Annotated in this window: 22 protein-coding genes; 4 read left to right on the top strand and 18 right to left on the bottom strand. The window is 58.3% G+C overall.

Going from position 1 to position 24,941, the window contains the following annotated elements:
• Window positions 1-41: 41 nt before the first annotated feature.
• From D8U70_RS15860 to minC, 5 genes are all read right to left on the bottom strand, one after another.
• Window positions 42-884, bottom strand: a complete 843-nt coding sequence (locus D8U70_RS15860) for a hypothetical protein (RefSeq protein ID WP_073472613.1) — start codon at window positions 882-884, stop codon at window positions 42-44.
• A 152-nt stretch (window positions 885-1,036) separates the two neighbouring features.
• A complete protein-coding gene (locus tag D8U70_RS15855) occupies window positions 1,037-1,672 on the bottom strand; it encodes an RluA family pseudouridine synthase (RefSeq protein WP_024012204.1) in 636 nt (211 codons plus the stop codon).
• Between the two features lie 90 nt (window positions 1,673-1,762).
• Complete coding sequence (gene minE, locus D8U70_RS15850; protein WP_003223146.1) at window positions 1,763-2,017, bottom strand: cell division topological specificity factor MinE; 255 nt, start codon at window positions 2,015-2,017, stop codon at window positions 1,763-1,765.
• Window positions 2,017-2,829 (bottom strand): septum site-determining protein MinD, encoded by an 813-nt coding sequence (gene minD, locus D8U70_RS15845; protein WP_007913953.1) that lies wholly within the window; start codon window positions 2,827-2,829, stop codon window positions 2,017-2,019. Before minD ends, minE begins: the two co-directional genes overlap by 1 nt.
• Before the next feature lie 169 nt (window positions 2,830-2,998).
• Complete coding sequence (gene minC, locus D8U70_RS15840; RefSeq protein WP_024012205.1) at window positions 2,999-3,736, bottom strand: septum site-determining protein MinC; 738 nt, start codon at window positions 3,734-3,736, stop codon at window positions 2,999-3,001.
• A gap of 117 nt (window positions 3,737-3,853) precedes the next feature.
• Between minC and D8U70_RS15835 the strand changes: the two genes are divergently transcribed.
• Window positions 3,854-4,786 (top strand): lipid A biosynthesis lauroyl acyltransferase, encoded by a 933-nt coding sequence (locus D8U70_RS15835; protein WP_016773752.1) that lies wholly within the window; start codon window positions 3,854-3,856, stop codon window positions 4,784-4,786.
• 35 nt (window positions 4,787-4,821) lie between these two features.
• The gene (locus D8U70_RS15830; protein WP_130929265.1) at window positions 4,822-5,994 is read left to right on the top strand and encodes a patatin-like phospholipase family protein; all 1,173 of its coding nucleotides are present in this window, start codon (window positions 4,822-4,824) and stop codon (window positions 5,992-5,994) included.
• A gap of 91 nt (window positions 5,995-6,085) precedes the next feature.
• Here D8U70_RS15830 and D8U70_RS15825 read toward each other — a convergent pair whose 3' ends face one another.
• The 8 genes from D8U70_RS15825 to puuE form a co-directional block, all read right to left on the bottom strand.
• Window positions 6,086-6,871 (bottom strand): outer membrane protein OmpK, encoded by a 786-nt coding sequence (locus tag D8U70_RS15825; protein ID WP_056784020.1) that lies wholly within the window; start codon window positions 6,869-6,871, stop codon window positions 6,086-6,088.
• A gap of 371 nt (window positions 6,872-7,242) precedes the next feature.
• Window positions 7,243-8,028: an outer membrane protein OmpK gene (locus tag D8U70_RS15820; RefSeq protein WP_073472608.1), complete on the bottom strand. Its 786-nt coding sequence runs from the start codon at window positions 8,026-8,028 to the stop codon at window positions 7,243-7,245.
• Window positions 8,029-8,190: 162 nt separating this feature from the next.
• Window positions 8,191-9,543, bottom strand: a complete 1,353-nt coding sequence (locus D8U70_RS15810) for a nucleobase:cation symporter-2 family protein (protein WP_130929264.1) — start codon at window positions 9,541-9,543, stop codon at window positions 8,191-8,193.
• 168 nt (window positions 9,544-9,711) lie between these two features.
• On the bottom strand, window positions 9,712-11,025 hold the full coding sequence (locus tag D8U70_RS15805) for a urate hydroxylase PuuD (RefSeq protein WP_073472606.1): 1,314 nt from the start codon (window positions 11,023-11,025) through the stop codon (window positions 9,712-9,714).
• A 51-nt stretch (window positions 11,026-11,076) separates the two neighbouring features.
• The gene (locus tag D8U70_RS15800) at window positions 11,077-11,580 is read right to left on the bottom strand and encodes an ureidoglycolate lyase (protein ID WP_130929263.1); all 504 of its coding nucleotides are present in this window, start codon (window positions 11,578-11,580) and stop codon (window positions 11,077-11,079) included.
• 141 nt (window positions 11,581-11,721) lie between these two features.
• Window positions 11,722-12,717 (bottom strand): allantoicase, encoded by a 996-nt coding sequence (gene alc, locus D8U70_RS15795; protein WP_130929262.1) that lies wholly within the window; start codon window positions 12,715-12,717, stop codon window positions 11,722-11,724.
• Window positions 12,718-12,804: 87 nt separating this feature from the next.
• Window positions 12,805-13,320, bottom strand: a complete 516-nt coding sequence (uraD, locus tag D8U70_RS15790; protein ID WP_016773760.1) for a 2-oxo-4-hydroxy-4-carboxy-5-ureidoimidazoline decarboxylase — start codon at window positions 13,318-13,320, stop codon at window positions 12,805-12,807.
• Window positions 13,317-14,243, bottom strand: a complete 927-nt coding sequence (puuE, locus tag D8U70_RS15785) for an allantoinase PuuE (protein ID WP_024012213.1) — start codon at window positions 14,241-14,243, stop codon at window positions 13,317-13,319. The genes uraD and puuE overlap by 4 nt, the downstream gene beginning before the upstream one ends.
• 420 nt (window positions 14,244-14,663) lie before the next feature.
• Between puuE and uraH the strand changes: the two genes are divergently transcribed.
• Window positions 14,664-15,017, top strand: coding sequence for a hydroxyisourate hydrolase (gene uraH / locus D8U70_RS15780; protein WP_041479332.1), 354 nt, complete (start codon window positions 14,664-14,666; stop codon window positions 15,015-15,017).
• 127 nt (window positions 15,018-15,144) lie between these two features.
• Here uraH and D8U70_RS15775 read toward each other — a convergent pair whose 3' ends face one another.
• From D8U70_RS15775 to D8U70_RS15755, 5 genes are all read right to left on the bottom strand, one after another.
• Window positions 15,145-16,998 carry a hypothetical protein gene (locus D8U70_RS15775; RefSeq protein ID WP_130929261.1) on the bottom strand — a complete coding sequence of 618 codons (1,854 nt, stop codon included), beginning with the start codon at window positions 16,996-16,998 and terminating at the stop codon, window positions 15,145-15,147.
• Between the two features lie 95 nt (window positions 16,999-17,093).
• Window positions 17,094-20,618 (bottom strand): calcium-binding protein, encoded by a 3,525-nt coding sequence (locus tag D8U70_RS15770; protein WP_130929260.1) that lies wholly within the window; start codon window positions 20,616-20,618, stop codon window positions 17,094-17,096.
• Window positions 20,619-20,814: 196 nt separating this feature from the next.
• Window positions 20,815-21,444 (bottom strand): LysE family translocator, encoded by a 630-nt coding sequence (locus D8U70_RS15765; RefSeq protein ID WP_016773765.1) that lies wholly within the window; start codon window positions 21,442-21,444, stop codon window positions 20,815-20,817.
• Window positions 21,445-21,529: 85 nt separating this feature from the next.
• Window positions 21,530-22,879 (bottom strand): NCS2 family permease, encoded by a 1,350-nt coding sequence (locus tag D8U70_RS15760; protein ID WP_024012217.1) that lies wholly within the window; start codon window positions 22,877-22,879, stop codon window positions 21,530-21,532.
• A gap of 291 nt (window positions 22,880-23,170) precedes the next feature.
• Window positions 23,171-23,617, bottom strand: coding sequence for a MarR family transcriptional regulator (locus D8U70_RS15755; protein WP_110645195.1), 447 nt, complete (start codon window positions 23,615-23,617; stop codon window positions 23,171-23,173).
• An 81-nt stretch (window positions 23,618-23,698) separates the two neighbouring features.
• Between D8U70_RS15755 and D8U70_RS15750 the strand changes: the two genes are divergently transcribed.
• On the top strand, window positions 23,699-24,865 hold the full coding sequence (locus tag D8U70_RS15750; RefSeq protein WP_130929259.1) for a PLP-dependent aminotransferase family protein: 1,167 nt from the start codon (window positions 23,699-23,701) through the stop codon (window positions 24,863-24,865).
• The last annotated feature ends 76 nt before the right edge of the window (window positions 24,866-24,941 follow it).

The raw sequence follows: 24,941 nt of genomic DNA, 5'->3' as shown, positions 1-24,941 counted from the left end.
GCAGGCCGGGCACTTGCTTCAAAGTGTTGCCGGGGTGGGCGTCAACCGGTGATCAGTCTGCCACTGAGGAAGACTTCTCGGCGCTGCTTGCGACCGACGTATTCATGTTTGCTCAACTGATAGACCGCCTCGAACCTGTCTCTCGATAGACCGGGCAGCGCGCTGAGATATTGATCGACCAGGCGATCGTAGGCGGCTTCGGTAATGAACTTGTAGATATCCCGACGATAGAAGAAGCCGAGTTGAAAACCGAGTGTTTCACTTGGGTGCGCGGTCGGGCCGGCGAAGCAGTTTTCAAAGTCGATGGCTTTGAGTGGCCTTTGCGTTTGCTCGGGCACCATGATGTTGCCCACCCAGAAATCCATGTGAGTGATGTTCTTGCTGGCGAGCGAGCTGAGCAGTTGAAACGCGTCGAGGATAAAGGTCTCGATGTTTTCGGGATTGCGTCTGATGCACTCCGCCCCATCCATATGGCCTTCGAGCAGGTGAGTCAGGAGGAAAAATTCCTCGGTCAGGCCGAGTCTGCTGCGGGTATAGCCATAGCCCTTCAGCGCAGGCATCTCCACGCCCCGGCGCTGAGCTTCAAGGGAATTCATCAGTTCTTCGAGAGGCCAGTCGAAGCGCCCGTTGCGTTGCGGTTTGTTCAGGCTCACCCGCACCTTTGCCTTGAACGTGTCCAATGGCTGGACCTTGGCAAATAGTGGTGTTTCACAGGACGATAACGGTGCGCTGGCTCGGGTCAGTTTGCGCGCGCGGCGTTTTTTAATGAGCTGCTCCAGGGCCTGGCGTGCCTGGATGCTGGGTGCTTCGCTCAGGTGCAGGGTGGTGTTACCGAATGCGCACACAATGGGGTATTCGGATTGAAGTGTTTTGCTGCAGAACACGGAAGAGGCCTCCTGCCTGATATCGAAGTGCCATGATTTTATATTTGATTACAATTTTATGACAGTTCTTTACGTCAATCTATTGCCGGTGGAATTCTGGCAGGACAAAAAAAGCCCTTCGCAAGGAAGGGCTTTCAAACTATTTACGCATTTCAGAATGGCGCCGGGCACTCGAAGCGCAGGCGTTCGCCGGTTTGCGGATGAGTGAAACTGAGCATGCTCGCGTGCAGGCACAAACGTGGCCAGGCGGCCAGCGCCTGCTCGTGGGCGTAGAGTCCGTCACCGAGCAGCGGATGGCCGATCGACAACATGTGCACGCGCAGTTGATGGGAGCGCCCGGTAATCGGTGTCAGTTCGACCCGGCACCAGTCGCCGCACCGTTCCAGCACCTTCCAGAACGTCAGCGCATGTTTGCCGAATTCGTGATCGACCACATGCCGTGGTTTGGTCGGCGGATCGTAGCGAAGGGGCAGATCGATGCTGCCGCTGTCCAGTTCCGGCTGACCCCAGGCCAAAGCGGTGTAGGCCTTTTCGGTTTCGCGATCATGAAACTGCCGCGACAGCTCGCGATGGGTGTCGGCATCCCGGGCCAGCAGGATGATGCCCGAGGTTTCCCAGTCCAGACGATGGACGATGCGCGCTTCCGGGTAGCCGTTTTCCTGCAAGCGGGTAATCAGGCAGTCCTTGTTGTCGTCAGCGCGACCGGGCACCGAGAGCAGCAGGGTCGGTTTGTCGACCACCAGTACGGCGGCGTCCTCATGGATGATGCGGATGTTGGACAGCGGCATTAAAACAGCCTCGTAACAAATGCCAACGGCGGTTCAGGACCATTCCACCGGGAAATGGCCCTGAACCGCCGTCATACCTGCCGGATCGACTCAGCGATCGGGCAGGGTGATGTTGAGTTCCAGAATCGAGCAACTGCCCTGGCTTTCCAGTGCAACATGTACGTCGTCGTTGCCGATGTTGACGTACTTGCGGATCACGTCGACCAGTTCCTTCTGCAAGGCTGGCAGGTAATCCGGCGTGCTGCGCTGGCCGCGCTCATGCGCCACGATGATCTGTAGACGCTCTTTCGCTACCGATGCGGTACTTGGCTTTTTGTTGGCACGAAAGAAGTCAAAAAGGTTCATTACCTACCTCCAAACAGGCGCTCGAAGAATCCCTTCTTCTCGACATCGAGGAATCGGTGGGCTTTTTCTTTGCCCAGCAGGCGGTCGACGGTATCGCTGTAAGCCTGACCGGCATCGCTCTGGTCGTCGAGAATCACCGGCACGCCCTGGTTGGAAGCCTTGAGCACCGCCTGGGATTCCGGGATGACGCCGAGCAGGGTCACCGAGAGAATTTCCTTGACGTCTTCAACGCCAAGCATCTCGCCCTTCTCGACACGCTCCGGGTGGTAGCGAGTGATCAGCAGGTGTTCCTTGATCGGGTCTTCGCCACGTTCGGCGCGGCGCGATTTGCTCGCCAGCAGGCCGAGCATGCGGTCCGAGTCACGTACCGAGGACACTTCCGGGTTGGTCACGACGATCGCTTCATCGGCGAAATACATGGCCAGGTGCGCACCTTTCTCGATGCCCGCCGGGGAGTCGCAGACGACGAACTCGAATTGTTCCTTGAGCTCCATCAGGACTTTTTCCACGCCTTCGACGGTCAGCGCGTCTTTGTCGCGGGTCTGGCTGGCCGCCAGTACGTAGAGGTTTTCCAGGCGCTTGTCTTTGATCAGTGCCTGTTGCAGGTTGGCTTCGCCGTTTACCACGTTGACGAAGTCATACACCACGCGGCGCTCGCAACCCATGATCAGGTCGAGGTTACGCAAGCCCACGTCGAAGTCGACGATCACTGTTTTGTGGCCGCGCAGAGCGAGACCGGTACCGATAGCGGCGCTGGTGGTGGTCTTACCCACACCACCCTTGCCGGATGTAACCACGAGAATCTTGGCCAAGGTGTTTCACCCCTAAGGAAGAAGGACTGTTCAGCCCCTGAAAAACATCTCTTGAAAACTACTGCAGTCGGACAGCCTTGGCTGGAATTTGGCTTTGGGCCTTTTTCCTACTTCGTTTGAGCCGTTTTCGCTACGTTTTAGAGATGCTTGGAAAATGCGGCAGTATCCGTTAAAGCCGAATGATGTTCAACACGTCGCCTGACAGGCTGACCTGGACGCCCGAGCCCCACATCGGATCGCGACGCAAATCCTCGGAGACCTTGTAATGACCGGCGATGGAGATCAGTTCAGCGCTCAATTGCTGACAGAAAATCCGTGCCTTGGTGTCACCTTTGACGCCGGCCAGCGCACGGCCGCGCATCGGGCCGTATACATGGATGTTGCCATCGGCAAGAAGTTCCGCCCCCGGACTGACCGAAGAGACCACGACCAGATCGCCACCCTGGGCATATATCTGCTGGCCACCACGTACTGGCGTGGTGATTACGCGGGTCGGTTTGACGCTCGGCTCAGGTGGCTTTTCCGGCTTCTTTTTGACTTCGGCTTCCGGCGTCTCCAGCGGACGCTCGCGGGCGCCGGAGGGCGGTAGCACGGGGATGTCGATGGCGATGGCAGCGGCGATGTCTTCGATGCGGCTGGCACGAATGGCCAAGGTACGCAGGCCGTGCTGACGGCAGACGCGCATCAGCCCCGGCAGATCAACCGCGCCTTGGTTCGGCGGCAGTTTGTCCAGCGCCAGGACCAGCGGTGCATTGCTGAAAAAATTCGGCGCCTGGGCGACTTTGGCGGCCAATTGCCGATCGAGGCTTTCGAGGTCGTTACGGGCCAGTTCCAGCACAGTGATGGCCAGCATGCTGCCCTTGAGCTGGAATACGGGATCTTGGTCTAACGGGTCGGTTTGGCTCATGTCGGCATACAACGGCTTGTCACTAAAAGTGCCGAGACTTATAACGAGAACGCCCGCGAGCCGCAAGCCGGGTCGAACGATGTAGAATGCGCGGCCACTGTATTTACGGAAGCTTTAATGGATCGCCCGCGTTTTCGAAAAGCATATCTTGCTCCGCGCTTCTGGCCGCTCTGGTGCGGTCTGGGGCTTTTGTGGCTGATCGTGCAGTTGCCGTATCCGGCGCTGCTGACCATCGGTCGAGTTTTGGGCGCGTTGATGTATCGCGTCGCCAGCGACCGGCGAACCATCGCCCGGCGCAATCTGGAATTGTGCTTCCCGGAAAAATCCGCCGCCGAGCGCAAACGCCTGCTCAAGGAAAACTTCGCCTCCACCGGCATCGCCTTTTTTGAAATGGCGATGAGCTGGTGGTGGTCGCGCGAGCGTCTGGCGAAACTGGCCCACGTCGAAGGCCTTGAACATCTGCAGAAGGCCCAGCGCGAAGGCAAAGGCGTGATCCTCATGGCCGCGCATTTCACCACGCTGGAAATCGGCGCGGCGCTGCTCGGCCAGCAGCACACCATCGACGGCATGTACCGCGAACACAAAAACCCCTTGTTCGACTTCGTCCAGCGCCGTGGCCGCGAGCGGCACAATCTCGATTCGCTGGCGGTGGAGCGCGATGACGTGCGCGGCATGCTCAAACTGCTGCGCTCGGGGCGGGCGATCTGGTATGCGCCGGATCAGGATTACGGCGCCAAGCAGAGCGTCTTCGTGCCGCTGTTCGGCATTCAGGCCGCCACCGTCACTGCGACGACCAAGTTTGCACGGCTGGGCAAAGCGCTGGTGGTGCCGTTCACGCAGGAACGTCTGGCCGACGGCAGTGGTTATCGCCTGGTGATTCATCCGCCGCTGGAAGACTTCCCCGGCGAGAGCGAGGAGGCCGATTGCATCCGCATCAATCAGTGGGTCGAGAGCGCTTTGCGTGCCTGCCCCGAGCAATATCTATGGGCGCATCGGCGCTTCAAGAGTCGCCCGCCGGGTGAGCCGAAACTTTATCCCAAGCGTCGTTGATTCACCCGTACTGACAAGCACTGTGGAGTGTTGCGATGAGTCCTGTTGAACCGGTCACAGGTTTGATTCTTTCCGGCGGCGGGGCTCGGGCGGCTTATCAGGTCGGGGTGCTGGCGGCGATTGCCGAGTTGCTGCCGGTCGGCGCGGACAATCCGTTTCCGGTGATCGTCGGCACCTCGGCCGGGGCGATCAATGCGGTCAGCCTGGCCAGTGGCGCCACGGATTTTCGCGCCGCCATCGAACGCCTGACCCAGTTCTGGCAGGGCTTTCGCAGCCACCGCGTGCTGCGCAGCGACTGGCCGGGCGTGATCCATCAAGCCAGCCGCTTCGTCAGCCACAGCCTGCTCGGCCTCGGTCGGCAGATGCCGGTGGCGCTGCTGAACAGTTCGCCGCTGCGCGAACTGCTCGAGGAAAAACTGCACTTGCCCGGTATCGCCGAATCCATCGCGCGCAAGCAATTGCATGCGGTGGCGGTGACCGCGTTCGGCTACGAATCGGGGCAAGCGGTGACGTTCTATCAGGGCGGCGGCACCATCGACGCCTGGCTGCGGCACCGCCGCATCGGTGTGCCGACGCAGTTGTCGGTCGATCACCTGTTGGCCAGTTCGGCGATCCCGCTGTTGTTCGCGCCGGTGAAAATCGGCAAGGAATATTTCGGTGACGGCGCAGTGCGCCAGTCGGCGCCGATCAGCCCGGCGCTGCATCTGGGTGCCAGTCGCGTGCTGGTGGTGGGCGTCAGCGGCAACCCGCGCGGCGTCGATCCGCAGCAGCCGCTGGAACGCGCCTACAGCGGCCAGCAACCGACGCTGGCGCAGATCGGCGGGCACATGCTCAACAGCACGTTTATCGACAGCCTGGAAAGCGATATCGAGTTGCTGCAGCGTCTGAATCAGTTCAGTCATTTGCTCCCGGCCGGCACGCCGACCCGCGCGCTGGGTGTGGCGCCGGTGGAGGTGCTGGTGATTGCCCCAAGTCAGCCGATCGACGAAATCGCCGCGCGGCATCGCCAGGAGCTGCCAGCGGCGTTGCGCCTGTTTCTGCGCGGGCCGGGCGCGACGAAGACGAGCGGGGCGGGGGTGCTCAGTTACCTGCTGTTCGAGGCGGGGTATTGCAGCGAGTTGATCGAGTTGGGGCGGCGGGATGCGTTGGCCAAGCGTGAGGAACTGTGCCGGTTTTTGCGGATATCTGAAGCGGTGGCTCCTGCCTGAAATCTGCAGTGAGGCCTTCGCGAGCAGGCTCGCTCCCACATTGGAACTCGGTCTGAATGTGGGAGCGAGCCTGCTCGCGAAGCTTTTAGGGTCAGAAGTGGAACTTGACCAGGAAGCTCGTGGTGCTCTGATCGGTCTTGAAGTACTGGCTGTCCTTGATCCCGTACTTGTCCGACCAGTAGTCGTACTCGACACCGACATACAACTGCTTCTCGCCGAAATTCAGCGCCTTGCCCAGGTCGTATTTGACCTGCGGGTTGAAGTGCAGGTTGGCGTGGTAATCGCCTTTGGAGTTGGAGTCGTTGTCGACCACCCAGTCCATGAAGCCGTCGATGAGGATGTTCGATTTGCCCACCGGAATGGTGTAGGACCACACCGGGGTGATCTGCCAGACATTGTCACCGGCGCGTGCGCCCTGGGTGTGACGCTGGTAGAAGTTCAGCTGGAAGTAATCGAAGCCCGGAATCGCTAGGTCGAAGCCCGGACCGATCAGGTACGACTCGGTATCGCCTTCACCGAACTCGTAGGTCATGGCCAGCAACACGTCAGTCACCGGGCCGAAGGCCAGTTTCTGATCGAAGATCTTGCCGAATGACAGGCGCGGGCTGAGCTCGCCGTAGTAGGTGTTGGAGCCGACGCCGCCATCATCCTTGCCGTTGTAGAAGATCTTGTCGATGAACAGGAAGTTGTCCCCATACTTCCAGGCATCGGCGTGCTCGAAGGTCACGGTCTGCTGAATGCGCGGGTTGACCTGGAAGTCCTTGCCATACAGGTAGGTCAGGCTGTTGTTCTGCCACTGCAGCAGGCCTTCGGCCATCGCCTGGCCGCCGGCGAACATCGATCCGGCCAGCATCAGGCTGGTGCACATACGTTTCATTCGGTTGCTCCCAAAGTAGGTGTTCCACGTTATTTTTTTAAGATCGGCGCTCTGATGTGGCGCCTTTTTTCGTACCGCAAATTTCATCCGATCGGTCAGCTTTGAATGCTGGTAGCAAAAGCTGCGCCAAGGCTTTTGAAAAACCAAAAAACGCCCGTTCGGCTGCTGAAAAACAGTCGACGAGCGTGTTTTCGGGATGCCTCAGGACTGACCGCAGCCGGGATAAGTTGGCTTTTCGGTCAGAAATTGAATTCAGGCTTTTTTTTAGAGCGAATTCGGAAGGCCGCGGAGAATACTGACTCCTCGGCCAACGCTCAAGTGCCCCGCAACAGAGCACCGATGACAGGCATGGCGCACGGTTGCGGGCCATCTCAGAAGTGCACCTTCAGCAGCAGGCTGGCGGTGTTCTGGTTGGTATCGAACGCGTGGCTGTTTTCGATGCCGTATTTGTTCTTCCAGTAGCTGTACTCGGTGCCGACGTATACCTGTTTCTGGCTCCAGCCCATGGCTTTGCCGAGGTCGTATTTGATCTGCGGATTGATGTGCAGGTTGGCGTGGTAGGTGCCGCGCGAGTTTTCGTCGTTGTCGACGACCCAGTCGAGGTAACCGTCGATCAGCACATCGGAATTGCCCAACGGAAAGCTGTAGGACCACGCGGGGGTGATCTGCCAGACACCGTCGCCGGGCCGCGGGCCTTCGGTCTGGCGGCGGAAAATGTTCAGGGTGACGTAGTTGAAGCCGGGCACTTTCAGATCGAAGCCGGGACCGATCAGGTAGGCCTCGCTTTCACCTTCGCCGTACTCGTAGGTCATCGCCAACAGCACATCCTTGATCGGGCCGAACTCGATCTTGCGGTCGAGGATCTTGCCGAAAGACAGGCGCGGGGTGAACTCGCCGTAGAAGGTGTGCGGACCTTTGTTCGGGTCCTCCTTGCCGTTGTAGAAGATCTTGTCGACGAACAGAAAGTTGTCACCGTACTTCCACTTGTCGGCGTGCTCGAAGGTGACCGTCTGCTGATAGGACGGGTTGATCGCGAAGTTCTTGCCGTACAGATAGCTGAGGCTGTTGCTCTGCCACAGCAGCAGATCGCCGGCCATGGCCTGACTCGCGGCCAGCAGGCCGCCACTCAACAGAACGTTGCTTTGCGTGCGGATCATCTGTTGCTCCCTGTTGTTTTTATTGTTTGAGGCACAAGCAGTTGCGTAGTCCCTGTGGGAGCGAGCCTGCTCGCGAAGCGGTTGTGTCAGTCGCCATCAATGTTGAATGACACAGTGCTTTCGCGAGCAGGCTCGCTCCCACAGGTGGTGTGGTGGTTTCAATCAGTGCGCATGGCAATCATTGATCGCCGCACGCTCTTTGCCGCCGAGGATGTTGAACAGCAGGTTCAGCGTCAGGGCGCTGAGGGTGGCCATGGCGATGCCGCTGTGGGTGATCGGGCTCATCCACAGCGGCAGGTGGGCGAAGAATTCCGGACGTACCACCGGGATCAGGCCCATACCGATGCTCACCGCGACCAGCAGCTGATTGCGGCGGTCACCGATGTCCGCCTCCTGGAGGATCTTGATGCCAGTCGCGGCGACCATGCCGAACATCGCAATCGCCGCGCCGCCCAGCACCGCCGGTGGAATCGATGCCACCAGAAACGCCGCTTTCGGCAACAGGCTGAGGACGATCAGCAGACCGCCGGCAACGATGGTCACCGAACGGCAGCGCACGCCGGTCATCTGCACCAGGCCGATGTTCTGCGCGAACGAGGAGTGGGTGAAGGTGTTGAAGAAACCGGCGAAAAACGACGCGCCGGCATCGCACAACAAGCCACGACGGAGCATGCGTGGGCAGACTTCCTGGCCGGTGATCTTGCCCAGCGCGAGGAACATCCCGGTGGACTCGACGAAGATGATCACCACCACCAGACACATCGACAGAATCGGCGCCAGCTCGAATTTCGGCATGCCGAAATGCAGCGGGGTGACGAACTGAATCCACGGTGCGCTGGCCATGCCGCTGAGGTCGACCATGCCGATCACGCCGCACAATACATAGCCCAGGCACATGCCGATCAGCACGGAAATATTGACCCAGAAACCGCGCATGAAGCGGTGAACCAACAGGATGGTGGCCAGCACCAGCGCAGCGATGGCCAGATAAATCGGCGAACCGAATTGCGCGGCTTCGACACCGCCACCGGCCCAGTTAACGGCCACGGGGAACAACGATAAACCGATCGAGGTGATGACCGTGCCGGTCACCAGCGGCGGGAAGAAACGCACGACCTTGGACATGAACGGCGCGATCAGCATGCCGAAGAAACCGGCAGCGATGGTTGCACCAAAGATGCCTTGCAGACCGATGCCGGGCATGCCGGCCATGGCCACCATGCTGCCGACCGCAGCGAAACTGGCGCCCATCATCACCGGCATGCGAATGCCCATCGGGCCGATGCCGAGCGACTGCACGATAGTGGCGATGCCGGCGACCAGCAGGTCGGCGTTGATCAGGAAGGCGATTTCTTCACGACTCAGGCCAGCGGCCTGTCCGATGATCAGCGGCACCGCGATGGCACCGCCGTACATCAGCAGAACATGTTGCAGACCGACCAGGATCAGTTGCAAAAGGGGCAAACGCTGAATGGCGGGTGCGTCGGGGATGCGCGCTTTGGACAGCTCGGACATGCAACACCTCGGATCTTTTTTATTCTTGTGATTAACAGCTGCCGGGTTGCTTGCAGCTGTTTCTTTGCATCAGGGGGACCGCGGAGCGGCCATTCGCGGGCAAGCCCGCTCCCACACAGGCAATGCAAAACCCTGTGGGAGCTGGCTTGCCAGCGATGCTTTTAACGATTAATTGGTCTGCGCTCCCTGGGCAATCCAGGCACCGATCAGGTCACGTTCCTGCTGGGTCATCTGGGTGATGTTGCCCAGTGGCATGATCTGCGTGGTGATGGCTTGCGCCTGAATGCGCGCGGCGTTCTGGCGGATCTGCTCTGGGGTGTCGAACATCACACCGGCCGGGGCTGCGCTGAACAACGGGCTGGTCGGCTTGGACGAATGGCACACCGTGCAACGCTCTTGAATCACGTTGTGCACCTTGTCGAAACCGGAGCCGGCATTCGAGGCTTGCGCGGGTGCCGCCGCAGGGGCTGCGGGTGCCGCAGGTTGCGCCGCTTCGGCCGGTTTCGCGCCACCGCCCAGTGCCGTCTCCGGCAGCGGTTGGTACTCGATTTTCGCCGGTGCCTTGGCCACTTCAGGTGCAGTCGACATCGGCGTCGGGCCGGTGACGTAGGCCAGGCAGATCATGCCCACCGCTGCCACCGGCAGGGTCCAGGCAAACTTGTGGCTGTCGTGACGGGTGTTGAAGTAGTGACGCACCAATACTGCCAGCACCGCGATCCCGGCCAGGATCAACCAGTTGTACTGGCTGCCGTAAGTGCTCGGAAAGTGGTTGCTGATCATGATGAACAGCACTGGCAGGGTGAAGTAGTTGTTGTGACGCGAACGCAGCAGACCCTTGGCCGGCAGGGCCGGATCAGGCGTGCGGTTCTCGGCGATCGCCGCGACCAGTGCCCGTTGCGCCGGCATGATGATGCGGAACACGTTACCGACCATGATGGTGCCGATGATCGCGCCGACGTGCAGGTACGCACCACGACCGCTGAACACTTTGCTGAAGCCATAGGCGGCGGCAATGATCAGCACGAACAGGATGAAGCCGAGCAGGGCGGGTTTCTTGCCCAGGGCCGAATCGCAGAGGAAGTCGTAGACGAACCAGCCGACGATCAGCGAGCCGATACCGATGGCCACGCCTTCAGGACCGCTGAGGCCACTGCCGGGTGCCACGAGGTAGAGCACCGGATTGGAGTAGAACACCACGCACAGCAGCGCGATCCCCGACATCCAGGTGAAGTAGGCTTCCCACTTGAACCAGTGCAGGTTGTCCGGCATGGACGGTGGGGCCAGTTTGTATTTTTCCAGGTGGTAGATGCCGCCGCCGTGGATCGCCCACAGATCACCGGCCAGACCGGTTTTCGGATTGACGCGGTTGAGGTTGTTCTCCAGCCAGACGAAGTAGAACGACGCGCCGATCCAGGCCACGCCAGTGATCATGTGAACCCAGCGCACGCTCAGGTTCAGCCATTCCAACAGATGTGCTTCCACAGTCTTTACCTCTCGCCCGTCACTCTTGTTGTCGAGTGATCGGACCTTCTCTTATTGGTGGGGGGCAAGGATCAACCGCTCATCCTCTTTGAAAAAATGCTCATCGCAGTTATTGCCTGTGCCACTGCGATCAACCACCAGGAAGTCATCCCGCTTTTCGATCGTCAGCACCGGGTGGTGCCAGACGCCGCGATGGTAATTGATGCCCTGCCTGCCGTTGGTGACGAAGGCGCGGACCAAGCCTGATACAGGTGCATCGCCAACTGGCGCGACCACGATCAGAAAGGGGTTGCCGAGCAGCGGAATGAAAGCCTGGCTGCCCTGCGGATGGCGCTCCAGCATGCGTACGGTCAGTGGCATGTCCTGCGCATCGGCGCGGAAGATGCTGATGATCGCCTTGTCGTCGGGTTGTGCGGTTTCGACCGTGGCCAGACGATGGAAGCGCATGGTCGAACCGTTGTTGATCATGAAGTGATCGCTGCCGTCGGTTTCGATCACGTCACCGAAAGGGGCGAAGGCTTCTTTGGTCAGCGGTTCAATCGTCAATGTGCGCATGCTGTTCTTCTTTTCGTTGAGTGATCGTTCCCACGCTCTGCGTGGGAATGCAGCCCGTGACGCTCCGCGTCACATCCAAAGCGGACGCAGAGCGTCCAGTGATGCATTCCCACGCAGAGCGTGGGAACGATCATTGCAGTGTTATTTAGCGACCTTGCCCAATACACGCAGGCGACTCACGCCACCATCCGGGAACACGTTCAGGCGGATGTGGGTGATCGGGCCGAGTGCCTTGATCTGCTCGACGAAGGTGTGTTCGGCGTGCATTTCCAGCTTCTGGCTTGGCAGCAGTTCGCGCCAGAACAGCGACTGGGTTTCGATCTGGCTGTCGGTGCCGCCCTTGACGAACGCGCCCTGGATCGAGCAAGTGTCCGGGTAGTTGCCTTTGAAGTGCAGGGTGTCGACGACGATCTTCTCGATCTCGCCCGGATGACCCAGGGCGACGATCACCCAGTCATTGCCCGGCGTGCGACGACGCGCGGTTTCCCAGCCGTCGCCCATGTTGATGCCGCGGCCCGGGTTGAGGATGTTGCTCATGCGGCCGAAGTGTTCGTCGGAGCAGGCGAGGGCGCGGCCACCGTTGAGGGCTGCTGCCAAGTCCACTTGCTCGTTGTCACCCACAGCGGACCAGTCGCGGAACGGAATGCCGTATACGCGCAGACGGGCAACACCGCCGTCCGGGTAGATGTTGAAGCGCAGGTGGCTGAACGCCTGGTCATTGCCGATTTCGTGGTAGTGGTGGCTGTTGCCCTGCAGCTCGACGGCCGACAGCACTTCGGTCCACTGGGTGTTTTCATCCGGTTCGCCCGAGGCCAGGAAGCACGCTTCCAGCGAGGCCGATGGCGGGTAGTTGCCGGTGAAGAATGAAGTGTCGATGTCCACGCCTTTGATCGAGCCCGGTACGCCCAGACGGATCACCGCGCTGTCGTAACCTTCGAAGCGCTTGCGGCGCGACTCCCAGCCGTCCATCCACTTGCCGTTGTCATCGAACACGCCCTCCTTCCATACGGCCGGGGTCGGTTGGAACAGACGATTGGCGTCTGCGAACCAGTCATCGGTGACCGAGATGATTTTGGTGCCCAGACGGGCGTCGGCCAGGTTGACGTATTTTTCGAAAGGTACGGCGTAAGCTTTCATTCTTCTTGTCTGCCTTTGAATAAGTGGCTTGGGATGCTTGCAAGACCCTGGGCGCTCTCCGCGTTTGATGCACTCGGGTCAGGCTTGCTAGAGAGTCAGTAAACGGAACAGGGCAATCTTGTTGATCTCCGCCAGCGCGCATTTGAACTCGGCTTCCACCGAATTGTTGATGCGCGTTTCGAACGCCGCGAGGATCTGATGCCGGTTGCTGCCTTTTACCGCCATGATGAAGGGAAACTTGAACTTGGCTTTGTAGGCGTCGTTCAGCTCGGTGAAGCGCTGGAACTCTTCGGCCGTGCATTGGTGAATACCGGCGCCAGCCTGTTCATTGGTGCTGGCTTCGGTCAGTTGGCCCTGGACGGCAGCTTTGCCGGCCAGGTCCGGGTGAGCGTTGATCAGGGCCAGCTGGCTGGCATGATCGGCGCTCAACAGGATATCGCTCATGCGCTGGTGCAGGGTTTCGATCTCGTCGATCGAAGCGTCCGCACCGAGGTCGTAGGCCTTTTCGGCCACCCATGGCGAATGTTCGTAGATGTCGGCGAAGGCTTTGACGAAAGCGTCGCGGCTCAGGGTCGACGGTTGCAGGGTTTGAAAGCGGCTCATTTTGCAGTCCCTTGGTACGGGTGGGTTTCTTGCCAGTGACGCGCGATGTCGACGCGACGGCTGAACCACACCTGTTCATGACTTTTGGCATATTCGATAAAGCGCTTGAGTGAAGCGAGGCGACCAGGACGGCCGATCAGGCGGCAGTGCAGACCGATCGAAAGCATTTTCGGCGCTTCGGCACCTTCGGCGTAAAGCACGTCGAACGCGTCTTTGAGGTATTCGAAGAAATCGTCACCCTTGTTGAAACCCTGCACTTGCGTGAAGCGCATGTCGTTGGTGTCGAGGGTGTAGGGGATCACCAGATGCGGTTTGCCGGTGGGGTTGTTCGGTTCCCAGTAGGGCAGGTCGTCGTCGTAGGTGTCGCAGTCGTAGAGGAAACCGCCTTCTTCCATGACCAGCCGGCGGGTGTTCGGCCCGGTGCGGCCGGTGTACCAGCCCAGCGGACGTTCGCCGGTCAGTTCGGTGAGGATGCGGATCGCTTCGAGCATGTGCTCGCGTTCCTGCGCTTCGTCCATGTACTGGTAGTCGATCCAGCGGTAGCCATGGCTGCAGATTTCATGGCCGGCCTCGACCATCGCACGGATCACGTCCGGGTGACGCTGGGCGGCCATGGCCACGGCGAAGATGGTCAACGGAATGTCGAATTCCTTGAACAGCTTCAGAATCCGCCAGACGCCGGCACGGCTGCCATACTCGTAAAGCGATTCCATGCTCATGTTGCGCGCGCCTTGCAGCGGCTGAGCGGCGACCATTTCGGAGAGGAAGGCTTCGGATTCCTTGTCGCCGTGCAGAATGTTGCGCTCGCCACCTTCTTCGTAATTGAGTACGAAGGACAGGGCGATCCGGGCATTTCCCGGCCAGTGTGGGTGAGGAGGGTTACTGCCGTAACCGATCAGGTCGCGTGGGTAGTCAGCGCTCACTGCAGTCTTCCTTCTTGTACGTTGACAGATTGGTGTGGCGGCCTGGCAGGCTGGCGTCACAGCGATGGGCTGATTGTATACAACTTTATTTACATTTTGTAAGCCTGAATTTTCGCATTTTTCACTGGCTGTCATCTTTTACCGTTGACGGTTACAGCCTGCAAGAAACCTGCCTGACCAGTCAGCTAATGAATAGAAGGTTCAATGATCAGGCGCTTTGCCTGCGAATTGGCGATTAAGGCCCGGATGGCGGGGGGGAAGCGAAAAATGTCGTTTTTATTGTGTACAATTTTTTTGAAAAGTGTCTTAATCAGTCGCTCGCCGCAGTGTTTCGTGCTCCGAAACGGTGCGGTCTCCTTTTCAACTGACTTCGGGAGGCGCGAAGTCTGACCGCTTGTTGCGGCCGGGCGCGCAGAATCAATGGGACGTTTGACAACACACGTTTTGGACGCTGCACACGGTTGCCCGGGCAGCTCGATCAAGGTCGAGCTGTACCGCGTTGAAGGATCGCACCTGGAATTGGTCGCCAGTGCGACAACCAACAGCGATGGCCGGGTCGATGCGCCGTTGCTGCAAGGCGACGATTATCGCACCGGGGTTTATCAGGTGCAGTTCCATGCCGGCGATTACTACCGCGCCCGTGGCGTACAACTGCCCGAGCCGGCGTTTCTCGATGTCGTCGTACTGCGTTTCGGCATTTCCGCCGAGCAGGAGCACTATCACGTGCCCCTGCTGATTTCGCCTTACAGCTATTCCACGTATCGGGGCAGTTGACCCCCAAGCAGCTGCCCCCACCGGGAAGCGACTGCGCATATAGCTTCTTTGGTCTTTCGCCCGCTCACACTGCGGGCTTTTTTTATGCGTGTTTACGGCGCAACTGCCGGCGCAGTCGAGTCTCGGCTCAGCGCTCGCGAATAATGAACACCGAGTCTGGCGTGGACGCGACCTTCAATACGCCTCCTATCAGCCATACCACTTTGTTCTGCGCCGCTGCATCGGTCAGTGCCTTGAAGGCGTCCTGACCGATTCTGGCGGGCAAGCTCGGTTCTGTCAGTTCGTTGCCAGGAACGTGAGTCAGGCCGGCTTGACTGATTGCCCCCAGTTTCAAAAAGAAGATTTGATCGTGACCGGCTCGTTTGAATACCAGCGTCGGCATTCTGTGTTCATAGGTCAGTGGAAACAGCTCGTAACCACAGCCGACCAGCAACGCGCCGAGCAATCGCCGCAGATTCAGATCTGATGGATAGGTCTTGTAATGATTCCAGGCGGAGGAGAAGTGCTGTGGATCAAAGGTCAGGCGTTGCAATTCGCTGTCGGTCTGGGAAGGCATCGGGATAAGCCGCTTGCCCCCCAGGTCGATGTCTGGCGCTATGGCGAGCATATTCAGCGGGTCGGCAAAGTCAGGTGCTGTGGAAAACGGCAGTTGCTTCCATTGATGCAAGACGGCCTGAACGTTGATCAGGCCGGTGCCGGTAATCGTCGGGGAATGATCGGCGAGTTCGAATAACCTGCGGGCAACGGCTGTCGTTGTCGCTTGCGAAAAATCAGGGAACGCGCGAGCGACGGACGTTGTTATAGGCTCTTCGAAAAAGCGTTTGCCCGGATGGACTTCACCTGGATCGCTGCCGATTCGAAACGTCGCCACCGGCTGTTGCTCGGGGGCGTTTTTCAGCATGTTCTCGAAAGCGTCGAAACCGCTCGGGAAAAACTCGGGATGACATACGAAATACACGGTGGGCGCCGTATTCGAGCCAACCGGAACGATTGGATAATGCAGCCAGCCAAGCTGTACCGATTCGGTGTGCGCAGGTTTGTTCAGATGCCCCCAGGGAAGCCAGAAATACGGCGTCTGGTCGTTGTCAGAGGACGGCTTGGCTGTCGACGCGGTTAGCGTCTCTGCGGCTTCGGCAAGTCGGGGACGCTTGCTCGGGCCAGGTGCTGCCTGGTCGGTCTGTTCGCCTGGCTGGCTGGATTGGGCTGGCGTTTGCGATGGCTTCGCCCCTGGCGGTTTTTGTCGCCAGAAAACAGTGCCGGGGATTTGCTCGAAGAAAACGTCGGGTGCATTGCTCGTCGAGGCGAACGCTTGTTGGTATTCGCCATCCTTGTTTTTGCGCACCATGACCGTGCCGTCCACCGTCGTTACGAAGGTCTGCCTGAGTCTGTTGTATCGAAGGCCCTCCGTTGCCAGCTCAGGCTTGCTCAGCGTCATGGCGTCGGCCGGCGAGATGTATGAGGGCAGGTTGGGGGTGGCGGATGCAGGCCGGTTGGATAGCCTCTCGGGCCGCCGGATCTGCCAAGTCGTCTGACCCTCGAGGCGGGTCAGGGGCAGGCCGGGCACACCGGGTGCGAAGGTCAGAGGCACATGATAATTGCCTTGCCCGTCCTGCTCGACGACGAACTGGCCTTCATTAGCGATCTGAGCGTACGTGCGCTGATCCGGTCCGGTGAACAAACCTTCGTTCTGCGCCACGGGTACCAGTTCGTGGAAACGCTCTTGCGGCCAGGCGATTGCGTTACGAGTGGCGCTGAAGTTTTCCGTTGCATCCGGCAGGGCGTGAACAGTAACCGTGGGCGGTGTTCTGGCTGCGGCAGATGTGCTTGCCGCTTGACTGACGGCCGGTGAATCGATGCCCAGAAGCATGGCGTCAGGCATGTCCAGGCCCATACGGCTGACGAGAGGCGGTGAGCCGGAATGTCCAGCATCGGGGGCATTGGGTGGTTTTACTGCAGGGACTTTTTTGGGTGACTTGGCCATGGGGAATGCTCGGTAAAAGAGCGCGCAGACGCGTGCAAGTGCCGCGTAGACAGCAACGCTCGAAAAAATGGGTTTATTGACGAACGACCGGCGAATTACGCGGGAGGCACTTTCATCACAGAAACGGGGCCGAAAATGTTGGTTTGGTGGTTGCAGCGATTCACCACCCTTAAAGCAGACTTTTCGATGCGGGATTTGTCGGCACGCAATACCCAGCCATGCGCGGCAAAGTTGTAGCCCACGCGCGCGGTCTGGTCGTTAAGGCAGATAATGTTCCAGACTTTGACTTCGTCATTGGCCAATGCGGCAAGAGCTTGCGGGAGTGCTTTTGAGGCGTCGGGCTCTTCGAAAAAACGTGCATCGAGACCATCCAGATAGACACGGTCAAAGACCAGATCGACCGTATGTACAACTCCACCGGTGGCAATAACGCGGATCTGGTCTATCAAATCCTCGCTTTCATAGACAGGCAGATAAAAAGTGGTAGTGCCGATGGAAAGCCGGTTTTCTTCGAGTTTTATATCGATCTCGCCGAGCTGCGTTGCATCAAGTTCCCAGGTGGATGAGTAGGGAAGCCGCTCTTTGGCATTGGCGAGCGCGCCAGGAGTCGAGAGTCTGATAGTCATGTCAGGCAGTACGTGGATGAGATAACTCGCACCCACTCCTTCATAGGCGTCCATGCTGGTTTGCACGGCCAGTGGTATCGGCATTGCGCAACTCCTCGTAGTGCCAAGCGAGTAACCCGCTTTCTCAGGCAGCGCATAAAAGCACTGTCGAGAACGACCCGTGAGTGGCACTTTCATCTGGGTTACCCAATGCCTCGAGACCGAGAAGTCAGTAAAGGCTGGCGGGATGTCGGTTTCCGCTGTAAGACCAGCGTTTGCAACGACACCGTCCTTGAAAATCAACACATAACGGCCGAACGGTCGCACGGCCATGGTTCGCAGGATCTTGATGATATTGTCGTGATCGTCTTCGCTACGCGCAGCCGAGTAATAATTCAGCTTGATGGTCTTCGCGCCGAAGTGATAGACGAGATGGCAGCCGACAGTCAGTCGATATGACTTGGGTTTGTCGGAGAAAAAATGCGCCTCGGCTTTTGTCAGCTCATCACTGGTGAAGTCCAGATATATCCGGGTTATGACATCCGGACGTAAAAACGCGTAGAAAGTGTTGGCCTTGCCGGTTCTCGGTACGTAATAGCTCGCTTCCTTGCGGTGTCGGATCCAGCATTCCGGCGCATAAATAATGATCGGTGTTACCGGTTTGCCACGTTTGACGAAAATTTCCGGTATATCGGCGGTGTGGCCATCCGGGATTGTTTCAGGCAGGTCAAGTCTGAAATGGCAATCATCACTGGTTATGAAAATCAGATTTTTGTTGCTCAGCTTTCTTGTGCCTTCGTTTTTCTTGTAAACGTCATGAATGGTCAATACGTTTTTGGGATTGTCATGAGTTTCGAAGCCTGAGCGGATGACCAGGTCATTGCCCTCGATAGCCCAGGACTCAATCAGGTCCTTGCGCCAATTCATGACGATATGACTGGTCTGTTCACCATCATCGATAATGGAAAAACGACCAGCCACATGCGCAATGTAATATTGATCCGCGCCGGCGCCTCCCGACGCTTTTGCTTTTTCGTGGGAGAGGAATATCTGATCGTCTCCGGCGCCAGCTTCAATGATGTCGCTGCCTCGTGATTTGATGACGTTGTTTTGCGCAGTGCCGGTTACTACGCTTGCTGCGCGATGGACTGTTTCAATATTTTCGATACTGTCCAGCAAACTGTGCAGGATGGATATTTTGTTATTCTCGGCATCGACATCGCTGGTGATGATCTGCAATGTTCCGGCCAGCAAATCTATGTCATAGCCAGTTCTGTTCGTATCACGAGAGGAGTAATTGCCGCCAAGTACCAGTGTGTCATTTCCTGCGCCGCCGCTCAGCGTTGAATATTCTGCAACATGGCTGTCCTTTTCGAGGAAAGCGGCTGCGTTCTCAAACAGGAACTGGTCATTGCCTTCACCGCCCGACAGTTGTTTTTTTCCTGACTTGTAATAGAACGTGTTGGGTTTTTTTTCTACACCTTTGATCGAGTCATTACCCTCGCTGAGAAACCAGAGAATGTTTTTGCCCTCTGCCGCAACTCCCAGTTCCGCGCCGGGTGTATCTTTTGTAACCCCTGCGCTTGCATCAATGATGTCATCGGTGCCTACCACTTCAGGGACATTGACCGACTCCCACGCATCCTGTTTGGTCCACCAGTTTCGTTTCCAGACCCGCGTCGGTTTCAGGCGTACATCAAACTTGCCATTGACGATGGCTTCGGTGCTCTCTTTCAAGGGGCCATCGAGTAGCGTTCTCGCGGTCTTTTTTAACTGCAATGAGTGTTGAAGTAGTGTTTTGGCCTTGATATAGCGGTTTTGAACGCTTTCGTCGACGTCCATCATGCAGAACGAAAACCATCCGCTACGCCACCGCTCATCAACGGTTAATTCGATGTAGTCATCTATGTCGTCAACGATACGTACCGCACCGTAGACCTGCGAGCCAATGGCGAGAATCGCGCCGGCTGCAAGCCCGACGGGGCCGGCAAGCGAGAAACCGGCCATCGCGGCAGTGCCGAGAATGACGGTCATGGCTGCACTGGTAATGCTCAGGCCAGCGCTGACGTAATGATCCATAGCCTCTTTGCCGGTGGCATTCTCAGCGGCGTTCATGGATCTCACGGCGGTAAAGATGTCGAAGGGCAGCGTCAGCATGCCGCCGACCAGACCGCCCGATCGACCCAGTCTGAGGGCGAAGCGTGTTCTGGCGAAGTCCCGGTAAGCATTCTGTCCGGCTGTGAGCATCTGCGTGGCTATTTTACTGACCGTGACATCGGCCGCGATGGAGGCCAGCTCCGACGCAATGCCCGCGCTGTTTATCGCTACTTCAGCACGGTTATCGGCTTTGATCGCATCGATTACGCCACGAATCCCCATGAAAATGCCGAAACCCTGGATGCCCAGGCTGGAGCCCAGCGTCGCGTAGCTTTTGGTCAATGCCGCCCAGCGGGGATGATGTTTGGGGACGTGCACATGTTGTAGATCGAGCGACTGTGCTGCGCTCAGAAGTTTTACCAGTTTGTCGCGGTAATTGCCGGCTACCTTTTCATTGGCATTGTTTTCCCTCAAGAGCTGAGGGGCGCCAAGCGGGCGCTGGCTGGCCATTTCAAACAGGAGCGTGGGTAACAAGTAGCCATCGCTGCCTGTTGAAGTTTTCAGAAAGTGTTCAACTTTATTGGCGTCGAACTGCAAGCTATTGATAAAAGAAAGTTTGGGGCGGCGAAAGAAGCTGTTCTGGCCATTCAATGGCTGACCGTCAATTGTTGCGCCTAGTCCGTCGAGCGCTGTACGAGTAATCGAAATATCGCCAATCTCCAAAGGGCCGAACACTTCGTCCACCATTTGCAACTGACTCGATTTTCCACTGGTTTGGCCATGGTCGATGGTTGAAGGCTTGTATTCGTTGGATTCATAGCCCAAATCCATAACTATGACGGTATCGGAAACAGGTTGGGTGTCCGCATGTATTGCAGGGTCGGTTTGTGCTATTGCTTCGCGTATAAGTGTGGCCATTAGAACTTCCTTGTTCCGGCAATTGTTGTTAAGGCCAAGGATATTACGTTGGCCTTTCGAGACCTGTATATCGAAGGGTTGTTGCTATCTATTGCATATCAGGGACTGGATGTTGCTCACACTTAATTGATTCATGAACAACATGATCCTGCCCGAGATCCATTCCGGCAGGATAATCAATAGTGGCGCTTTTCAGTCAGTGGCTGCCCAGCAACGACGCCGCGCCAGCACCACCAAACAGTCCGGCACTCACCCGATTGAACCAACTCTGGCCTTTGCCGCTGCGCAAATAACGTGCGGCACCATTGGCACCCAGACCGTAAGCCAGTTTGCAGCACAGATCGAGCACTACCCAGGTCGCAATCATGATCAGTAACTGCGGCAGAAACGGTTGGTCTGCGCGGAGGAACTGTGGAAGAAACGCGGCGAAAAACAGGATGTCCTTAGGGTTGCTCGCACCCAGTACAAAAGCGCGTCCGAACAATGTGCGAAAACGCGGCACCGGTGCGGCTTCGGGTACTTCGGCACCCGTCGATGGCTGACGCGACTGTTGCCAGCTCTGCCAGGCGAGATAAAAAAGGTACAGCGCACCGATGATTTTCAGCGCGCTGAACAACTGTTCCGAGGCCAGCAACAGAGCGCCAAGCCCCAGTGCCGAAGCGCTGAGCAGGCAGATCGAGGCGATCACGCCACCCAGGAACGCGGGGTACGACCTGCGTAAACCGTAATTCAGACTGTTGCTGATCATCAGCAATGACAGTGGCCCCGGGATCAGGATCACCACCAGTGCAGCGCCACTGAACAGCAGCCAGGTTTCCAGACTCATCGTTTTGCTCCTTTGTTGTTATCGAGATGTGCAAAAGCCCCACCGGTGAGGGTGAGGCTGGTTTGAAGCCTGAACCGCGCAGCGCTTACAGGAAGATGAACTTGGCGATGAAGATCGCGCAGAGCACCCACAGGCTGACGGAAATTTCCTTGTACTTGCCGGTGCCGGCCTTCAACGCGACGTAAGTAATAAAGCCCAGCGCGATGCCGTCGGCGACGGAGAAGGTCAGCGGCATCATGATCGCCGTGACAATCGCCGGAATGGCGTCGGTAGCCTCGTCCCATTCGATGTGGGCCATGCCGCCCATCATCAGCATCGCCACGTAAATCAGGGCACCTGCTGTGGCATAAGCGGGAATCATGCCAGCCAGCGGTGCGAAAAACATGGCCGCTATAAATAGCACACCCACGGTGACGGCGGTAAGACCAGTCCGACCACCAGCGGCTACGCCGGCCGCGCTTTCCACGTAACTTGTCACTGGGGGCACGCCAACCACGGCGCCGAATACGCTAGAGGCGCTATCTGCCTTCATGGCTCGGGAAAGGTTCTCGATGCGACCGTCAGCGGCGACAAGGTTGGCGCGCTGGGCCACGCCCATCAGCGTGCCGGCGGTGTCGAACATGTGCACGAAGAGGAAGGCCAGCACTACGCTGATCATGCTGACGTTGAACACGCCGGCGACGTTCATTGCCATCCAGGTCGGCGCCAGGCTCGGCGGCGCGGACATGATGCCCTCGTAGTGGACCAGACCCAGGCCCCAACCGGCGAGGGTGACGGTGATGATGCTGATCAGAATCGCACCGAACACGCGGTGGTAACTGAGGATCGCGATCATCAGGAAGCAGATCGCGGCGAGCAACGGGCCGGGTTCGCGCAGCGAGCCAAGTTTGATCAGGGTGGCCGGGCTGTCGACGACGATGCCGGCAGTCTTCAGCCCGATCAGGCCCAGGAACAGACCGACACCGGCGCCCATGGCAAACCGCAGGCTGACCGGAATGCTGTTGAGCAGCCACTCGCGAATCCGCGAAAAGGTCAGGAACATGAACAGCACGCCCGAGACAAACACCGCGCCGAGGGCGGTTTCCCAGTTGTAGCCCATGGTGCCGACCACGGTGTAGGTGAAGAAAGCATTGAGGCCCATGCCCGGCGCCAGGCCGACCGGCCAGTTGGCGTAGAGTCCCATCAACAGGCAGCCCAATGCGGCAGCGATACAGGTGGCGACGAAGGCTGCGCCGTGATCGATCCCGGCATCGGCCATGATGTTCGGGTTGACGAAAATGATGTAAGCCATGGTGATGAAGGTTGTCAGACCGGCAATCAGCTCGGTCTTCACCGTGGTGCCATGCAAGCTGAGTTTGAACAGACGCTCCAGCAGGCCATTGCGTAATGGCGGCGTGAGCTCGAGCGGCGGTGCTTCGGATTTGCGGCTTTCCACAGCGAGTACTCCTCAAGAGTTTTATTGTTATTTCCAGGGCCGGACCCATGAGGGGTGACAGCGGCCCTTTGAGGCATACGCGAATTTGTTGACCGTGTAGTCAGGAACTCGCACGCAGTGGATTATGCTTTTGTGTACAAATAAAGCAAATATTGTTTTGGTTTTTGTCGCCGATTTTTTTGCTGATAGGGATATATGCCCATGCAGGATGGCTTCGCGAGCAGGCTCGCTCCCATCTTTGTAAAGCGTTCCCGTGTGGGAGCGAGCCTGCTCGCGAAGAGGGCGGTCCTGTCAATCAAGATGCGTCTGACTGCCCCCAAGCGCCAGATTCACCGCCAACCACCCATTCACCGCCGCTTCCCCAGCCTCGGCAAACACCCGCTCGAGCAATTTCACCTGCTCACGGCGCAACGCCTGCTCGAACCTCGCGCCTTCCGCCGTCAGCTCAAGCAGGCGCTTACGCTTGTCCGTCTGTGAAGCGACGCTGTCGACCAGATGCATTTCCTGCAACTGGCGCAGGGGCATGTTCAACGCTTGTTTGCTTACGCCCAGCAGGGCCAGCAACTCTTTCACACTCAGGTTCGGATAGCGCGCGATGAAAAACACGATGCGCTGATGTACCCGCGAGAGTCCGCGGCGCTCGAGCATTTCATCCGCCTTGGCCGTGAACGCCTGATAGCCGAAGAAGAACGCTTCCATGGCCTGTTGCTGACTTGCGGGGTTTTTAAGGTCAAGCATGTTGACGTACTCGCTCAAGCTGTCGTAGTTTCAGTCAACCAGTTTGACTCATTTTTTACCTGCCTCGCTACGGTGACCCCCATGGCTTTTTCCGAACGTGTCTCGCGCCTGAAAAGTTCTTTGATCCGAGAAATTCTCGCCGCCGCCCAGCGTCCAGAGGTGATGTCGTTTGCCGGCGGTTTGCCCGCTGAGACGATGTTGCCGAAGGTGGAGTGGGACGAGATGCCGCTGTCGCTGGGGCAGTACGGCATGAGCGAAGGCGAGCCGGCCTTGCGCGAGGCGCTGGCGGCAGAGGCGAGGGCGCTGGGCCTTGAATGCGAGGCGAGTCAGGTGCTGGTGGTCAGCGGCTCGCAGCAAACCCTGGATCTGGCGGCCAAGCTGTACCTCGATAAGGGCACGGAAATTCTGTTGGAGGCGCCGACTTATCTGGCCGCGCTGCAAATCTTCCAACTGTTTGGCGCCGATTGCCTGACCGTGCCGCAGGAAGCCGACGGACCCAACCTGGCGCAACTGCGCAAACGTCTGGAACAACACCGTCCGGCGTTTATCTACCTGATCCCGACGTTTCAGAATCCTTCCGCCGTGCGCTACAGCGAGGCCAAGCGCGCCGCAGTCGCGGCATTGCTCGATGAATTTGGCGTCACGCTGATTGAAGATGAGCCATACCGCGAACTGACTTTCGATGGTGGCAGCGCGAAGCCGATTGCGGCGCGTCTGAGAAAAGCCAGCTGGATCTACACTGGCACCGTGTCGAAAACCTTGCTCCCGGGTTTGCGTGTCGGTTACTTGATCGCCAGTCCGGATCTGTTCCCGCACCTGCTCAAACTGAAGCAATCGGCGGATCTGCACACCAATCGCATCGGCCAATGGCAGGCGCTGCAATGGATCGGCTCGCAGAAGTATCAACAGCATTTGAGCGAGCTGCGGGATTTCTATCGGCAGCGGCGCGATGCGTTTCAATTGGCGCTGGAAATGCATTTTACCGATCTGGCTGAGTGGAACATGCCCCAGGGCGGGCTGTTCTTCTGGCTGACGCTGAAGCGACCGCTGGATACGCGGACATTGCTCGACGAGGCATTGGCTAACGATGTGGCATTCATGCCCGGTGAACCGTTCTTTCCCGAGCCGGACAAGCATCATGGGCATTTGCGCCTGAATTTCAGCCACATCGATCCGGCGCGGCTGGATGAAGGGCTGAAGCGGTTGGCGGCGGTGGTGCGGCGGGCGCAGATGGAGAGGGCGGCCTAGCAAAAACGCCGGCTCAAGGGCCGGCATTGTCAGTGCGGGCCTCTTCGCGAGCAGGTCGCTCCCGCAGGACGGGATG

Origin of the sequence: Pseudomonas sp. Sample_20 (genome assembly GCF_004307585.1) — a bacterium.
In the GTDB taxonomy this organism is placed as follows: domain Bacteria; phylum Pseudomonadota; class Gammaproteobacteria; order Pseudomonadales; family Pseudomonadaceae; genus Aquipseudomonas; species Aquipseudomonas atacamensis.
This window is presented reverse-complemented; position numbering and strand designations above follow the sequence as displayed.

Bases quoted from the DNA above. Each gene is read 5' to 3' on its own strand.
- D8U70_RS15855 (WP_024012204.1), bottom strand. From the start codon at position 1,672: ATGCCGCTGTCCAACATCCGCATCATCCATGAGGACGCCGCCGTACTG.
- minE (WP_003223146.1), bottom strand. From the start codon at position 2,017: ATGAACCTTTTTGACTTCTTTCGTGCCAACAAAAAGCCAAGTACCGCA.
- minC (WP_024012205.1), bottom strand. From the start codon at position 3,736: ATGAGCCAAACCGACCCGTTAGACCAAGATCCCGTATTCCAGCTCAAG.
- D8U70_RS15835 (WP_016773752.1), top strand. From the start codon at position 3,854: ATGGATCGCCCGCGTTTTCGAAAAGCATATCTTGCTCCGCGCTTCTGG.
- D8U70_RS15830 (WP_130929265.1), top strand. From the start codon at position 4,822: ATGAGTCCTGTTGAACCGGTCACAGGTTTGATTCTTTCCGGCGGCGGG.
- D8U70_RS15825 (WP_056784020.1), bottom strand. From the start codon at position 6,871: ATGAAACGTATGTGCACCAGCCTGATGCTGGCCGGATCGATGTTCGCC.
- D8U70_RS15820 (WP_073472608.1), bottom strand. From the start codon at position 8,028: ATGATCCGCACGCAAAGCAACGTTCTGTTGAGTGGCGGCCTGCTGGCC.
- D8U70_RS15810 (WP_130929264.1), bottom strand. From the start codon at position 9,543: ATGTCCGAGCTGTCCAAAGCGCGCATCCCCGACGCACCCGCCATTCAG.
- D8U70_RS15800 (WP_130929263.1), bottom strand. From the start codon at position 11,580: ATGCGCACATTGACGATTGAACCGCTGACCAAAGAAGCCTTCGCCCCT.
- alc (WP_130929262.1), bottom strand. From the start codon at position 12,717: ATGAAAGCTTACGCCGTACCTTTCGAAAAATACGTCAACCTGGCCGAC.
- uraD (WP_016773760.1), bottom strand. From the start codon at position 13,320: ATGAGCCGCTTTCAAACCCTGCAACCGTCGACCCTGAGCCGCGACGCT.
- uraH (WP_041479332.1), top strand. From the start codon at position 14,664: ATGGGACGTTTGACAACACACGTTTTGGACGCTGCACACGGTTGCCCG.
- D8U70_RS15775 (WP_130929261.1), bottom strand. From the start codon at position 16,998: ATGGCCAAGTCACCCAAAAAAGTCCCTGCAGTAAAACCACCCAATGCC.
- D8U70_RS15770 (WP_130929260.1), bottom strand. From the start codon at position 20,618: ATGGCCACACTTATACGCGAAGCAATAGCACAAACCGACCCTGCAATA.
- D8U70_RS15765 (WP_016773765.1), bottom strand. From the start codon at position 21,444: ATGAGTCTGGAAACCTGGCTGCTGTTCAGTGGCGCTGCACTGGTGGTG.
- D8U70_RS15755 (WP_110645195.1), bottom strand. From the start codon at position 23,617: ATGCTTGACCTTAAAAACCCCGCAAGTCAGCAACAGGCCATGGAAGCG.
- D8U70_RS15750 (WP_130929259.1), top strand. From the start codon at position 23,699: ATGGCTTTTTCCGAACGTGTCTCGCGCCTGAAAAGTTCTTTGATCCGA.